A 13,162-nucleotide genomic window follows, 5' to 3' on the forward strand; every position below is an offset into this window, starting at 1 on the left:
GGAACGGGGTTTTGTGCACTGATGATCTCCTTGGCAGTCATGCCCCCGACTCCTGAATCGCCCGCACCACGGTGTTGAGGTTGCCGGTCATTTCCTTTTCGTACTTGTCGGCGGTGTATTCGCCGTAGGAAATATGCGACAGCGGATACAGCTTCACGCCGGATTCGCGCTGGATGGTGTCGACGTAAGTGGAGGGAAAATCCATCTCCGAGAAGATCACCTTCACGTCCAGCTCACGCAGTTGGTCGATGGTCTTTTTCAACTGGCTCGGGCTCGGCTCGATGCCGTGGGCCGGCTCGACCACGGCGGTCACTTCCAGGCCGAATTCGCGCAGCAGGTAGTCGTAGGCGGCGTGCACCGTGGCCACGCGCAACTCGGCGTTCGGCGCCTGGGTCAGTTTGGCCAGGGCATCGGCGCGCATCTTGCGCAGGCGCTTGCCGTAGGCGCGGGCGTTCTCGGTATAGGTTTTGGCATTGGCCGGATCGAGCTTGCCCAGCTCCCGGGCGATGTTGTTGACCTGGGCGATCGAGGCGCTGATCGACAGGAAGGTATGCGGGTTCACCACTTTGCCGGCACCGCGGGCGGCAACACCGGTGGCGGCGAGCAGCGGCACGTTTTCATTGGCTTCGATCACCGGCACGTTCGGGGTTTCGCTGGCGGCGATCATGCGGTCGGCGAAATCATCATGGCCTACGCCGTTGAGCACGATCACGTCCAGCCCGCTGATGCGCTTGATGTCTTCGGCGCGGGGTTCGTAGGCATGCGGGTTGAAACCGGCCGGAATCAGCGGCACCACTTCGGCCTTGTCGCCGACGATGTTCGCCACGTAGCTGTAATAAGGGTGCAGGGTGATGCCGATGCGCAGGCGCTTGGCTGCGTCGGCACAGGCGAAGGATGGCAGCAGGCAGGCCAGCAGGCCGATCAGCAGCACGCGCAAGATAGAACGTTGAGATGAAATGGGCATGGGAAAGCGGTCTTCTCTCGGGTGAGGGCGAGGGTTCAATGCCGGTGCTGGCGGGTCACGCCGGCATCGAATTGCGCGACGATCTGTTGCCAGCCGGCGCTTTCGAGCGCGCTGTCGCTGAGTTCGGCCGGAGCGGTGAGCGTGCCGGCGCGGTTGAGCCAGATGTCCGGAGCGTCATCGGTGGCGGTCAGGCGCATCAGGAATGAACCAGCGACCGTCGGCGTCTGGCTCTGGCCGAAGTAGGCCTTGGCATTGAGCAATTGCCAGGCATGGCTGCCACGGCTGACGGAACTGGCATCCCGGGCAAACGGGGCAAAACCCTCGTCGGCGAGGGCCTCGGGAGTCGGCAGGGTTTGCTGTTCCTGGCGCAGCAAATGAATCTCGTCCAGCGTCACCCGCAAATCGGCGTAGATGCCTTGCTCGGCAGCGCTGAGGTCGCGGCGCGCATCCAGTTGGTGGCTGTTGACACTGCTCACCTCATCGGACTCCCCGCGCCAGAGCACCACCGAACCTGCGACCGCAAGGATCATCAGGCACAGCAGCAAGACGTAGAGGGTTTCGTGGCCGGCACCCGCCGGGCGCACGACCTGGGTCGTTGAAGTATTCATGGCGCCTGGATGTCCGCCTGGTCGATTTCCACCACGTGACCGGGGCCTGCGTCGAACAGCACGTAGAACTCGGCGCCGGGTTTCTTGAACGTCAGGGTCGAATCGGCTCCGAGTTTGCCAGGCACCAGAATGGTTTCGTCGTAGCCGATCACATCGAGGGTCACGCCCGGTGCGCCACTGCCGTCGGAAAAACCACCGGTGCATTTGATCTGCTCGGCGTCGATGGCCTTGCATTCGCACATAGGGTTGTGGGCCAGGGCGCTGGCGCTGAAGCCGGCGCAGAGCAGCAGCAACAGGGTGTTGAGTGGACGAAGCGGGTTGATCATGGTTTGCCTCCTTGTTTGTTCAGCCAGGCGATGGTGGCGGGGGAGGCCTGGCTCAAAGGAATGGATGCCTGATGCATGGCGCCGTCCCAGCCTTCCATGGTGATCCACAGCTCGGCGTCGGCCGTGGTCTTTTCCGGGACGGGCAGTGAAGCGCCCATGCGGTACGGCGTGCCGAAGAAAATCACGCCGGCGGCGCGCAGGCTGCGGGGTTTGCCGATGCGCAAGTAAGTGGCCTTGACCTGTCCGATACAGGCTTCGCACAGTGCTGCGTTGAAACCTTTCATGTAGCCGGCCGGGCCATCAAGCGTGGGTGCGGCGTTGCGCAACTCCGCCAGGCGCAGGCTCCAGGGGCCGACCTGGACTTCGCCGACTTCGCGTTCGCCCAGGCCGCTGTCGCCACGCATCAATGCTTCATCCGCGAAGTACTTGGGCATGAAACCGAGCGGAATCAGCAGCAACAGGACGTTCAGGTGAAAGCGCCATTTGCGCCAGAGCAGGTTCAAGCGCGAGGGTTGTGAGACCGCAATGTCTTTGCTCACAGGTTGGCCTCCGATGTTTCCTTGCGGGTGGCCGGTTGCCCCGTGGCGCTGCGCGGTTTCCTGTTGCTGCGCTTGAAGGCATTGGCCGTCGCCAGTGCCGTGCGCTTGGTCCAGATCAGCAAGCCGCTGAGCACCATCATGCTCAGCAACAGGCCGAAGAACGCCCAGATCAGCTTGATCCACAGGCCACCGAAGTCGCCGGTGTGCAGCGGGCGCATGGACTCGGTGACGAACTCCAGGGTCGAACGGTCCGAAATCAGGCGCGAGGCGGCGATTTCGCCGTTGTACGGGTTGAGGGTCGCGGTCTGGAACATCAGTGGATACCAACCGCGTCCCCCGACCTCCAGATGACTGTAGGCATTGCCCGGCAGGCTGACGAAGCTGGCTTGCAGCCCGGAGATTTTCTGCGTGGCGATTTCAATTGCGCGATCAAGGTCGATACGCGGCGGGGGCGACCCATCGGGCGATAGCGGTACCGCTTCGCGGGACATCGCCGGAATGATCTTTTCCGTGGAGATGGAAATCTGGTTATCGAACAGCAAGGCCTGGATCAGGAACCAGGTGCCGGTGATGGAAATCACCGCGATGAACCAGATCGACCAGATGCCGCTCAAGCGGTGGAAGTCGCCCCAGAAAATCCGCGCGCCGTGGCGAATCCGCAAGGTCGGGCGGAAAAAGCCTTTCCAGAAGCGTTTGTAGACCACCAGCCCGGTCACCAGCGAAACCAGCAGCGGCAAGCCGAGAAACGACACCAGGTACCAGCCCCAACTGTAGCCATTGGTGAATGGCACCAGCCACCAGCCGTGCAGCGCCCGGGTGAAGGCGCGGAAGTTGAACTCCGGCGCGACGCCCTGGATCACGCCGCTGTATGGATTGACATAAATCACCACCGAGCGTCCGTCGGGATAGCTGACTTCGACATCCAGGGCGAAGTGCGACTCGTCGGGCCGACTGATGCTCTGCACCACGGTCTGCGGTTCGGCCTTGTTGAGGGCCTCGATGACCTGCTGATAGCTGAGCAGCGGTGCATCGTCCGAGGGCTGGCTGGCACGCATGGGCGGGTTGGCCAGCCAGACGATTTCCTGGCTGATCACCGCCAGGGTGCCGGTCACGCAGACGATCAGCACGAAAAACCAGATCGGCAGCGCCAGCCAGCTATGGACCAGGAACCAGATTTTTGAACGGGATTTCTTTGACATATTGAAGGTCTTGCCTGGATGAGAGGCCGCTCGGCTGCGGACTTCGCAGGGATGAGCGCCCTGAAGGTCCAGTCGTGGCTTTTGCCTACGCGACAGGACTGCATCTAGGTAAGACGGATGAGCAAAGGAAATCCCGAAAGGGGAAGTGAAAGAAAATGTTTCTCGATAGGCAGAAAGGCAGCAATCCGCGCACGGCCGGCCGCAGGATTTACCTTCACTGAAGATCAAACGGTGGGAGCGGGCTTGCTCGCGAAGGGGACGGCACATTCAGAGTCAATGTTGCCTGACACACCGCCTTCGCGAGCAAGCCCGCTCCCACAGAGTCCGAGCGAGCCTGCTCGCGAAGATTTCAACCCTGTTGAAACATCTCCTTCGCCCGTTGTTCAATCTGTTCCTGAGTCAGGTCTTCCTTGCGCGTCGCCAGGAACCACAGATGCCCGTAGGGGTCTTTCAAGGTGCCCGAGCGATCGCCGTAAAACTGATCCTTGACCTCGGATACAACGGTGGCACCGGCATCGATGGCCTGTTTGTAGGACTTGTCGACATCCTTCACGTACAAATGCAGACCCACGGACGGCGAATTGTCCGGGTTGCTCAGCGGTCCTTGATCGCACGGTGTACCCAGCATGATCGGGCAATCGCCGATGCGCAGTTCGGCGTGACCGATGCCACCATCGGGCATGGCCAGGCGCATGACCTCAATGGCGCCGAAGGCTTTCTTGTAGAAATCGATGGCTTCGGCAGCTTTGTGGATGCCCAGATAGGGGGTGATGCTGTGATACCCCTCCGGAATGGGTTTGACACTCATGATGGATCTCCCTGTTCTTGTTCTGTGAATGAAAGTAGCCGGATAAATATAGGCCAGCCGCTTTCGCCTCACCGAGCGCCCGACGAGCAGCCACGCCACACAAGTGCCATCAGGTAGGCTCCAGCGCTGATAAGGACAATGATCGCCATTTCCTGATAGCCACTATTGAAAGCGTTGATTTCTGCTACCCGGGAGGCGCGGGTAGCCTGTGTTCATTGCCTCGAACCAGTCGCCAGGACGCCAGAAATGAAACCGATGATCGCCACTCTGCTGATGCTCGCTGTCTCCGTACTCGCCGGATGTGCCAGCCATGTTTCCCCGGAGCTTCGCCCTTACACGGCTGAAGAAAGCAAGGAACTGGCGCTGGAGGCGCTGAACCGCCGCGGATTGTCCTTCGATGAATACCACGCGAAAAAAGCCGAACTGCTCGGCCAGCAGCAAAAGTCGTTGAGCTACGACAACCAGGGGGAAATGAACGCCAGCCGATCTGTACAGCTTCACGGTCGTCCAAGCTGAGGCAAAACTGTACTGCTCCAAGTTTCGCGTAACTGTCCATGGGTTTCGCCCAAGGTGTGCGATAGGGTCAACACCTGACCGACCCTGACGGACTGCCACCCATGACGCTCTCACTCGACCTGCTGCTGGGCTTTGCCCTGTTCGCCCTCGTCACCTCGATCACACCCGGTCCGAACAACACCATGTTGCTGGCTTCCGGGGTGAACTTCGGCTTCAACCGCACGATTCCGCACATGCTCGGCATCACTTGTGGCTTCTTTGTACTGGTGGTGGCGGTCGGTTTCGGCCTTGGCGCGGTGTTCCAGGCTTACCCTTTGCTCTACACCGTGCTGCGTTACGTGGGGGCGGCGTATCTGCTGTATCTGGCGTGGAAAATCGCTCATTCCGGGCCAGTGTCGGAGGGTCAGCAGAACGAGGCGAAACCGATCAGCTATCTGGGCGCCGCCGCGTTCCAGTGGGTCAACCCCAAGGCCTGGATCATGGCTATTGGCGCCATCAGCACCTACACGCCGATGCAAGGTTACTTCACCAATGTGATCGTGATTGCGGCGGTTTTTGCCATCATCAACCTGCCGAGTGTCGGTGTCTGGGCCGCTTGCGGCACGCTGTTGCGCAATGTTCTGAAGGATCGCCGCTGGCTGCGCCTGTTCAATTGGGGCATGGCCGCGCTGCTCGTGGGTTCGCTTTATCCGCTGCTGCTCGAAAGCTTTGGCTGACGCATTGCTTCAACCGGTTGCCCGATGCCTGTTAAGCTGACTTTTCAGGAGCGTTCCTACGCACTATTAAATGAAGTAGTCCTTCTTTAACGGCATCCGATCAGGTATTGGTAGCGTTCTGAAAACAGCGCGCAGCTCACAAGGCTGCGCTTTGCCGTTTGCAGTCACGAGCTTCCTGATCCCGGAACACGCTCTGCGAGTCTTTTATGAATAAACGTCCGTTGTATTTCGATTACGCCGCCACCACGCCGGTGGATGAGCGGGTCATCAAGGTGATGGTCGAGTGTCTGGGCTTTACCGGCAATTTCGGCAACCCGGCCTCAAGCTCTCATGTCTTTGGCCAGCAGGCCCGACAATCGGTGGAGCAGGCGCGACGCCAGGTCGCCGAACTGGTCGGCGCGAGACCTGAACAGATCGTCTGGACCTCAGGCGCCACCGAATCGAACAACCTCGCGCTCAAAGGCGTAGCCCAGGGCCGCGGCACTGGCGGTGGCCATATCATCACCAGCCAGATCGAACACAAGGCCATTCTCGATACCGCCAGGCAACTGCAGGATGCCGGTGTCGCCGTGACGTACCTGGTGCCGGATGCCGATGGGCTGATCACCGCGCAAGCGGTCAGCGAAGCCATGCGCGAGGACACTTTCCTGGTGTCGCTGATGCTGGTCAACAACGAACTGGGGACGCTCAACGATGTTCCCGCCATCGGTCAGGTGGTGCGTGAAAGCGGGGCGTTGTTCCATGTCGATGCCGCACAGGGCGCGGGCAAAGTGGCGATCGACCTCGCGCAGTGGCCGGTGGACCTGATGTCGTTTTCCGCGCATAAACTGTACGGCCCCAAAGGCATCGGTGCGTTGTATGTCGGTCCGCGTGCCCAGCAACGATTGCAGGCGCAGATCCATGGCGGCGGGCATGAGGGCGGTCTGCGTTCCGGCACCCTGGCGACTCATCAGATCGTGGCCATGGGCTCGGCCTTTGCACTGGCGGCCGCTGCGTTCGATGAAGAGAAAGCCACCATCGTGCGTTTGCGTGAACGCTTGCTCGAGCAATTGCAGGGCATTCCCGGCGTGCGACTCAATGGCAGCCCGACCCGGCGCATTCCCCATACCCTGAGCCTGACCTTCGCGCAAGGCGAGTTCAACCCGGCGGCGTTGCTGGCCTCGATCGCTTTTTCCGCGACCTCGGCGTGCAATTCCGCGAGCAATACCCCATCCCATGTGCTGCTGGCCCTGGGGCATGATGCCCGCTCGGCCGGCCGCACCATCCGCTTGAGCCTCGGGCGTTTCACCACCGAGCGGGATATCGACCAGGCGGTTCAACTGATCAAGGCAGCCTGCGCCAGTGCTCCGGCATTCTGGCAATAGGGCGACGAAGCGCCGACGCTGATCGGCACTCAACAATAATGATGTAGTGGTTAGCAGGAGACACGATGAATACGCAGCTTTCGATCAATGGATCGGTGCCCCAGCGCCTGGCGCAAACCCGCGAACTGATGAGTCGGGAGGGCATTCACGCCTTGCTGGTGCCGTCGGCCGACCCGCACCTGTCCGAGTACCTGCCGGGTTACTGGCAGGGGCGCCAGTGGTTGTCGGGTTTCCATGGCTCGGTCGGCACCCTGATCGTGACCCCGGATTTTGCCGGTGTCTGGGCCGACAGCCGTTATTGGGAGCAGGCGACCAAGGAACTCAAGGGCAGCGGCATTGACCTGGTCAAGCTGCAACCGGGCCAACCCGGGCCACTGGAATGGCTGGCCGAGCAAACCCCCGAGGGTGGCGTTGTCGCGGTCGATGGCGCGGTCATGGCCGTGGCGTCGGCGCGGACCCTGGGCGCTAAACTTGAAGAGCGTGGCGCCCGCCTGCGCACCGACATCGACCTGCTTGGCGGAGTCTGGAGCGACCGCCCAAGCCTGCCGAACGAACCGATTTATCAGCACCTGCCTCCACAAGCGACCGTCAGCCGTGGCGAAAAACTCACCAAACTGCGTGAATCCCTTCAGGCCCGCGGTGCCGACTGGCATTTCATCGCCACCCTCGATGACATCGCCTGGCTGTTCAACCTGCGTGGCGGCGATGTGTCGTTCAACCCGGTATTCGTTTCCTTCGCCTTGATCAATCAGCAACAGGCCACGCTGTTTGTCGCCCTGAGCAAGGTCAGTGCCGAACTGCGCGCCATCCTTGAGCAGGACGGCGTGACCTTGCGCGATTACAGCGAAGTCGCTGCCGCACTGCGCGCCGTGCCGAGCGGCGCGAGCCTGCAAGTCGACCCGGCGCGGGTCACGGCGGGGTTGCTGGACAACCTCGACAGCGGGGTGAAACTGATCGAGGGCCTGAACCCGACCACCCTGGCCAAATCGCAAAAAAGTCTGGCCGATGCCGAACACATCCGTCAGGCCATGGAGCAGGACGGCGCAGCACTGTGCGAATTCTTCGCCTGGCTGGACTCGGCGCTGGGCCGTGAGCGCATCACCGAACTGACTATCGACGAAAAACTCACCGCCGCCCGTGAACGCCGTCCGGATTATGTGTCGCTGAGCTTCAATACCATTGCCGCCTACAACGCCAATGGCGCGATGCCGCACTACCACGCCACCGAAGAGGAACACGCGGTCATCGAAGGGGATGGTCTGCTGTTGATCGACTCCGGAGGCCAGTACCTGGGCGGCACCACCGACATCACGCGGATGGTTGCAGTGGGCACCCCGACCGATGAGCAAAAACGCGATTGCACCCGCGTGCTCAAGGGCGTGATTGCCTTGTCCCGCGCGCAGTTCCCGAAAGGCATTCTGTCGCCGCTGCTCGATGCCATCGCTCGTGCGCCGATCTGGGCGGAAAGTGTCGACTATGGTCATGGCACCGGTCATGGTGTCGGTTACTTCCTCAACGTCCACGAAGGTCCGCAAGTCATCGCCTATCAGGCTGCACCTGCCCCGCAAACGGCGATGCAACCGGGCATGATCACGTCCATTGAACCGGGCACCTATCGTCCGGGCCGTTGGGGCGTGCGGATCGAAAACCTGGCGATGAACCGTGAGGCAGGCAAAAGCGAATTCGGTGAATTCCTGAAGTTCGAAACGCTGACCCTGTGCCCGATCGACACCCGTTGCCTGGAAACCACGCTGCTGACCGAAGATGAAAAGCAGTGGTTCAATGCCTACCACGCCGAAGTGCGCGAACGCCTGAGCCCATTGGTCGAGGGTGCGGCCCTTGAGTGGCTGAACACGCGTACCGCGGCTATTTGATTGCTTTCAGTTCGGGCGCTGTCTCCAGCGCCCGGCTCATGTAGTCAACAAAGGCTTTGACCCTGGCGGATTGGCGACGATTCGCCGGGGACACGGCATGAATCGGTAGCGACTCTGCAGTGTAGTCCTGAAGAATCGCCGTCACTCTTCCGGCTTTCAGATCCTCGCTGAACAACCACACCGGCGATAGCGCAATCCCCAATCCCCCCAGCACCAGTTCGCGGATCGCCTCGGAATTGTTGCTCTGCGCATTGCCTTTGATCCGCACCTCATGACGCTGGGCATCTTTTGTGTAAACCCACAGGTTTTGACTGCTCAGCAGGTTGAACATCAGGCAGTTGTGCCTGCCCAGTTCCTGCGGTGTTTGCGGTTTGCCGTATTGCCTGAGGTAGTCAGGTGATGCGACGGTCACCCGATGGGTCGTACCTACCAGGCGAGCGATCAGGCCACTGTCGTTCAGGGCACCGATCCGGAAGGTGACGTCCAGCCCTTCACTGACCAGATCCTGGTTCTGATCGTTCAGTTGCAGGTCTATCTGTACGTCAGGGTAGCGTCTGAGAAAGTCCGGCAATCGGGAAGCGATCTGCAAACGGCCGAAACTGACCGACGAACCGATTTTCAGAGGACCGGCCACTTTTTCCCGGCCGGACTGGAAGCTGTGTTCTGCCGCATCCACGGCAGCAAGGATGATCCGGCATTCGTTGTAATAGCGCTGACCTTCTTCCGTCAGCGATAACTTGCGGGTACTGCGGGCAATCAGCTTTCCGCCCAATCGGGTTTCCAGTGCTTGCAGCACCTTGCTGATGGTCGGCTGACTGGTCTGCAACTCCCGGGCAACGGCGGAAAAGCTGCCACGCTCGACCACCCGCACGAATATTGCCATTGCATTGAGTGTGTCCACGGAATTTCTCATTGATGCTGTACAGGCATGATCACTATAGCGATATGGCGTCTTATCGGCATGAATAGGGCGGGGCAAGATTGACCCTGTATTCACTTCTGATGGGAGATGGCGAAATGACTGACTCACTGAACATGCGCGCTCTGATGATCGACTCGGCCAATGCGCCGTTACGCCTGGTTTCCATCGCGCGGCCCGTGCCACAGGCAGGGCAGGTATTGGTCAGGATCAAGGCCAGCGGTGTGAATCCACTGGATGGAAAAATCCGCTCCGGGCTGGCGGCCCATGCGAGGCAACCACTGCCGGCGATTGTCGGAATGGATCTGGCCGGGACCGTAGAGGCGCTGGGCGAGGGCGTCATTGGCTGGCTGCCGGGGGATGAGGTGTACGCCATGGCCACGGGTATTGGTGGTATTCAAGGTTCTTTGGCCGAATACGCGGCGGTCGATGCCCGCCTGTTGGCTCGCAAACCGCACAACCTGAGCATGCGCGAAGCGGCTGGATTGCCACTGGTGCTGATCACCGCTTGGGAAGGTCTGGTGGACCGGGCTCGCGTTCGGTCCGGTCAGAAGGTATTGATACATGGTGGCGCCGGGGGCGTCGGACATGTAGCGGTACAAATCGCCCGCGCTTTTGGTGCTGAGGTTTTTGCCACGGGCTCGGCCGGGCAACAATCGATCATCGAAGGGTTCGGCGCGACGTTTATCGATTACCGCAAGTCTTCGGTCGAAGACTATGTGGCCGAACATACCGCCGGTGAGGGCTTCGACATTGTCTATGACACGGTGGGGGGCGAAACGCTGGATGCGTCATTCAAGGCTGCCCGGGTGTATCACGGTCATGTACTCAGTTGCCTGGGGTGGGGCCAGCACAGCCTGGCACCGCTTTCCTTTCGCGGGGCGACTTACTCCGGTGTCTTCACCCTGCTGCCACTGTTGACGGGCCAGGGGCGCGAGCATCACGGCGAGATTCTGCGCGAGGCGGCGGGGTTGATCGAGGCGGGCAAGCTCGTGCCGTTGCTTGACCCGCACTCGTTCACGCTGGAATCGGCAGAAGCCGCCCATGCACTGCTCTTGTCGGGAGCGGCAAAGGGGCGGTTGGTCATCGAGGTCTAACTCAGGGCTTCGAGCACGAAGTCCAGCCGATCCTGGCCGAAGTACAGCTGGTTGTCGACAAACATGCTCGGGGCTCCGAATACGCCTCGCTGTACGGCTTTTTCGGTATTGTCCTTGAGCGCCGCCTTGATTTCTTCATCGGCGGTCAGGGCCAGTACTTCCTGTGGGTTGAAGCCGTTTTCGCTGAGCACTGCCGCGACGGTTGCCGGTTCGTCCAGGCTGCGACCCTCTACCCAGATGGCCTTGAACAGGCAGTCGAGGAAGGCGGCAAAGCGTTCCGGATGGCGCAACTGCATGCCTGTTACGGCGCGCATGAGCATCAAGGTGTTGATCGGGAAGTGCGGATTGAATTTCAGGGGCACGCCGTAGCGTTTGGCGTAGCGGTCCAGGTCCTGAAACATGTAGCGGCCCTTGGCCGGGATAGTCGCCGGAGAAGCATTGCCGGTGGCTTTGAATACTCCGCCCAGCAAGAACGGAATGTAGACCAGGCGGGTATCGGTCTGTGCGCAAATCTTCGGTAGCTGGGTATAGGCCAGATAGGTGGCGGGGCTGCCGAGGTCGAAGTAGAACTCCACGGTTTTGCTCATGTTCAAGGCGCTCGTCTTATTGTTGTGTGTGGGCGATTACCAGCGTTCGCTCCAGGGGCGAAGGTCCAGCTCGAAGGTCCAGGCATCGCGGGGCTGGCTGTGCAGGTACCAATAGTTTTCGGCGATATGCTCGGGATTGAGGATTCCATCCTGATCCTTGGTAGCGTATTTCTCGGGGAAACTTTCACGGATGAAATCGGTATCGATGGCGCCATCGACGATGACATGGGCAACGTGAATATTCATCGGTCCGAGCTCCCGGGCCATGCTTTGCGCCAATGCTCGAATGCCGTGCTTGGCACTGGCAAATGCCGCGAACCCGGCAGCGCCACGCATGCCTGCAGTGGCGCCGGTGAACAGGATGGTGCCGCGCTGGCGCCTGGCCATGCGCTTGGCTACCTCACGGGCATTGAGAAAACCGGAAAAGCAGGCCATTTCCCAGATCTTGAAATACTTGCGGGCGGTTTCTTCGAGAATGCTGCACGGCACGTTGGCGCCGATGTTGAAGACAAATGCTTCGATGGGGCCGATCTGGCTTTCGATCTGCTCGACCAGCGCGATCACGTCTTCTTCTTTACGTGCATCACAGGCAAACCCGTGGGCCTCGCCGCCATCAGCCTTGATGGCCTCCACCAGTGGCTGCAGCTTGTCCGCGCTGCGACGGGTGACGCAGGCGACAAACCCCTCCTGGGCAAACCGCTTGGCAATGGCGCCTCCCGTGGAGTCACCTGCACCGACGACCAATACGACCTTCTTGTTATTCATGGGTTGATCCCTTTGGTAAACGATCGTTAACTAAACGAACGTTATGCTATGATTCAACAGGCGTCAAGGTGAGCAACTCAGGGGGAAGGGCAATGCGTTATTCGGCCAGTCACAAGCTGGAAACCAGACAAAGGTTGCTGGAAAGCAGTGCGTTGTCGGCCAAGAAATCCGGTTTTTCCACGGTGGGCGTGGACGGCCTGATGAAGGCCATTGGCTTGAGTGGTGGGGCCTTCTACAGTCACTTTTCGTCGAAAGACGAGTTGTTCGCAACCATTGTCGAACGTGAGTTGGGTCAAAGTCTGGCGCGGCTGGGGGAAGGACAGGACCGTGACAAGCTTGAGCGCTGCCTGAAACTGTACCTGAGCATGTCTCACGTCGAGAATCCGGAAACCGGTTGCGCGTTACCGGCATTGGGGGCGGAAATTGCCCGTTCCGATGTGAGTGTCCGCCAACAGGCAGAGCATTGGATTTGCCGCCTACAGGAAAGTTGGGCGGGCGTCCTGCAAAGCGACAGCCTGGCGTGGGCAATTCTGTCGCAATGTATTGGCGCGTTGGTCGTAGCGCGAATGCTGGCTAGCCCGGATGTCCAGCGCACGGTGCTGAAGTCCAGCTACGAGGAAATCGGCCGTCAGATCGCAAGTTCGGGAGCCTGACGCGACGGCCCTGCCTATTTGCAGATGACAATCATGCTGCGGCTGGTATAACCCGCGGGATTGAGGCCAAACGGATAATCACCGGGCTCCTCCACGGAGTCTCCCGACTTGGCGATGACCTTGTACCCCTTGGGGGCGCAGGAGTTGGCAGCGCTGGCGTAGCACTTGTCCCAGGACGAAGATAGTCCGGAACAGTTGATGTGTAGCCCTTTCTTGCCGTGCTTGAT

16 protein-coding genes (1 of these 16 cut by a window edge) are annotated in these 13,162 nt (G+C 60.4%); 6 read left to right on the plus strand and 10 right to left on the minus strand.

The features are described from left to right. Positions 1-37: 37 nt before the first annotated feature. From KSS91_RS08455 to KSS91_RS08480, 6 genes are all read right to left on the minus strand, one after another. Entirely contained in the window at positions 38-964 is a 927-nt protein-coding gene (locus KSS91_RS08455; RefSeq protein WP_217837594.1) for a metal ABC transporter substrate-binding protein, read from the minus strand. 35 nt (positions 965-999) lie between these two features. Further along, positions 1,000-1,572: a DUF6162 family protein gene (locus tag KSS91_RS08460; protein ID WP_217837595.1), complete on the minus strand. Its 573-nt coding sequence runs from the start codon at positions 1,570-1,572 to the stop codon at positions 1,000-1,002. Further along, entirely contained in the window at positions 1,569-1,898 is a 330-nt protein-coding gene (locus KSS91_RS08465; protein ID WP_095968110.1) for a hypothetical protein, read from the minus strand. Before KSS91_RS08465 ends, KSS91_RS08460 begins: the two co-directional genes overlap by 4 nt. Next, positions 1,895-2,437 carry a PA2404 family protein gene (locus tag KSS91_RS08470; RefSeq protein WP_217837596.1) on the minus strand — a complete coding sequence of 181 codons (543 nt, stop codon included), beginning with the start codon at positions 2,435-2,437 and terminating at the stop codon, positions 1,895-1,897. Before KSS91_RS08470 ends, KSS91_RS08465 begins: the two co-directional genes overlap by 4 nt. Then, positions 2,434-3,636: a PepSY-associated TM helix domain-containing protein gene (locus tag KSS91_RS08475; RefSeq protein ID WP_217837597.1), complete on the minus strand. Its 1,203-nt coding sequence runs from the start codon at positions 3,634-3,636 to the stop codon at positions 2,434-2,436. Before KSS91_RS08475 ends, KSS91_RS08470 begins: the two co-directional genes overlap by 4 nt. 349 nt (positions 3,637-3,985) lie before the next feature. Next, on the minus strand, positions 3,986-4,444 hold the full coding sequence (locus KSS91_RS08480) for a VOC family protein (RefSeq protein ID WP_095968113.1): 459 nt from the start codon (positions 4,442-4,444) through the stop codon (positions 3,986-3,988). A 246-nt stretch (positions 4,445-4,690) separates the two neighbouring features. Between KSS91_RS08480 and KSS91_RS08485 the strand changes: the two genes are divergently transcribed. The 4 genes from KSS91_RS08485 to KSS91_RS08500 all read left to right on the plus strand — a co-directional run bounded on the left by KSS91_RS08485 (position 4,691) and on the right by KSS91_RS08500 (position 8,914). Then, entirely contained in the window at positions 4,691-4,960 is a 270-nt protein-coding gene (locus KSS91_RS08485) for a hypothetical protein (protein WP_217837598.1), read from the plus strand. Between the two features lie 101 nt (positions 4,961-5,061). Next, positions 5,062-5,676 (plus strand): LysE family translocator, encoded by a 615-nt coding sequence (locus KSS91_RS08490; RefSeq protein WP_217837599.1) that lies wholly within the window; start codon positions 5,062-5,064, stop codon positions 5,674-5,676. Between the two features lie 206 nt (positions 5,677-5,882). Next, positions 5,883-7,040 carry a cysteine desulfurase family protein gene (locus tag KSS91_RS08495; RefSeq protein WP_217837600.1) on the plus strand — a complete coding sequence of 386 codons (1,158 nt, stop codon included), beginning with the start codon at positions 5,883-5,885 and terminating at the stop codon, positions 7,038-7,040. Positions 7,041-7,105: 65 nt separating this feature from the next. Next, the gene (locus KSS91_RS08500) at positions 7,106-8,914 is read left to right on the plus strand and encodes an aminopeptidase P family protein (protein ID WP_217837601.1); all 1,809 of its coding nucleotides are present in this window, start codon (positions 7,106-7,108) and stop codon (positions 8,912-8,914) included. Here the strand turns inward: KSS91_RS08500 and KSS91_RS08505 are convergent. Next, positions 8,907-9,827, minus strand: a complete 921-nt coding sequence (locus tag KSS91_RS08505) for a LysR family transcriptional regulator (RefSeq protein WP_217837602.1) — start codon at positions 9,825-9,827, stop codon at positions 8,907-8,909. The genes KSS91_RS08500 and KSS91_RS08505 overlap by 8 nt on opposite strands. Before the next feature lie 104 nt (positions 9,828-9,931). Here KSS91_RS08505 and KSS91_RS08510 point away from each other — a divergent pair, with 104 nt between their 5' ends. Beyond that, entirely contained in the window at positions 9,932-10,930 is a 999-nt protein-coding gene (locus KSS91_RS08510; RefSeq protein WP_217837603.1) for a zinc-dependent alcohol dehydrogenase family protein, read from the plus strand. Here the strand turns inward: KSS91_RS08510 and KSS91_RS08515 are convergent. Both KSS91_RS08515 and KSS91_RS08520 read right to left on the minus strand, forming a co-directional pair. Beyond that, positions 10,927-11,517, minus strand: coding sequence for a 2-hydroxychromene-2-carboxylate isomerase (locus KSS91_RS08515; RefSeq protein WP_217837604.1), 591 nt, complete (start codon positions 11,515-11,517; stop codon positions 10,927-10,929). The two genes, KSS91_RS08510 and KSS91_RS08515, sit on opposite strands and share 4 nt — an antisense overlap. Positions 11,518-11,553: 36 nt before the next feature. Continuing rightward, a complete protein-coding gene (locus tag KSS91_RS08520) occupies positions 11,554-12,282 on the minus strand; it encodes an SDR family oxidoreductase (RefSeq protein ID WP_217837605.1) in 729 nt (242 codons plus the stop codon). Positions 12,283-12,374: 92 nt separating this feature from the next. Between KSS91_RS08520 and KSS91_RS08525 the strand changes: the two genes are divergently transcribed. Further along, positions 12,375-12,935, plus strand: coding sequence for a TetR/AcrR family transcriptional regulator (locus KSS91_RS08525; protein WP_217837606.1), 561 nt, complete (start codon positions 12,375-12,377; stop codon positions 12,933-12,935). A 14-nt stretch (positions 12,936-12,949) separates the two neighbouring features. Here KSS91_RS08525 and KSS91_RS08530 read toward each other — a convergent pair whose 3' ends face one another. Beyond that, positions 12,950-13,162, minus strand: the 3' portion of a protein-coding gene (locus KSS91_RS08530; RefSeq protein ID WP_217837607.1) for a hypothetical protein. It continues 69 nt past the right edge of the window; only the last 213 of its 282 coding nucleotides appear in the window; its start codon lies beyond the right edge, outside the window; its stop codon occupies positions 12,950-12,952.

This window comes from Pseudomonas azerbaijanorientalis (assembly GCF_019139795.1).
Classification (GTDB): domain Bacteria; phylum Pseudomonadota; class Gammaproteobacteria; order Pseudomonadales; family Pseudomonadaceae; genus Aquipseudomonas; species Aquipseudomonas laurylsulfatiphila.

Coding starts and splice junctions, on each gene's coding strand:
- KSS91_RS08455 (WP_217837594.1), bottom strand. CDS start 964: ATGCCCATTTCATCTCAACGTTCTATCTTGCGCGTGCTGCTGATCGGC.
- KSS91_RS08460 (WP_217837595.1), bottom strand. CDS start 1,572: ATGAATACTTCAACGACCCAGGTCGTGCGCCCGGCGGGTGCCGGCCAC.
- KSS91_RS08465 (WP_095968110.1), bottom strand. CDS start 1,898: ATGATCAACCCGCTTCGTCCACTCAACACCCTGTTGCTGCTGCTCTGC.
- KSS91_RS08475 (WP_217837597.1), bottom strand. CDS start 3,636: ATGTCAAAGAAATCCCGTTCAAAAATCTGGTTCCTGGTCCATAGCTGG.
- KSS91_RS08480 (WP_095968113.1), bottom strand. CDS start 4,444: ATGAGTGTCAAACCCATTCCGGAGGGGTATCACAGCATCACCCCCTAT.
- KSS91_RS08485 (WP_217837598.1), top strand. CDS start 4,691: ATGAAACCGATGATCGCCACTCTGCTGATGCTCGCTGTCTCCGTACTC.
- KSS91_RS08490 (WP_217837599.1), top strand. CDS start 5,062: ATGACGCTCTCACTCGACCTGCTGCTGGGCTTTGCCCTGTTCGCCCTC.
- KSS91_RS08495 (WP_217837600.1), top strand. CDS start 5,883: ATGAATAAACGTCCGTTGTATTTCGATTACGCCGCCACCACGCCGGTG.
- KSS91_RS08500 (WP_217837601.1), top strand. CDS start 7,106: ATGAATACGCAGCTTTCGATCAATGGATCGGTGCCCCAGCGCCTGGCG.
- KSS91_RS08505 (WP_217837602.1), bottom strand. CDS start 9,827: ATGAGAAATTCCGTGGACACACTCAATGCAATGGCAATATTCGTGCGG.
- KSS91_RS08510 (WP_217837603.1), top strand. CDS start 9,932: ATGACTGACTCACTGAACATGCGCGCTCTGATGATCGACTCGGCCAAT.
- KSS91_RS08515 (WP_217837604.1), bottom strand. CDS start 11,517: ATGAGCAAAACCGTGGAGTTCTACTTCGACCTCGGCAGCCCCGCCACC.
- KSS91_RS08520 (WP_217837605.1), bottom strand. CDS start 12,282: ATGAATAACAAGAAGGTCGTATTGGTCGTCGGTGCAGGTGACTCCACG.
- KSS91_RS08525 (WP_217837606.1), top strand. CDS start 12,375: ATGCGTTATTCGGCCAGTCACAAGCTGGAAACCAGACAAAGGTTGCTG.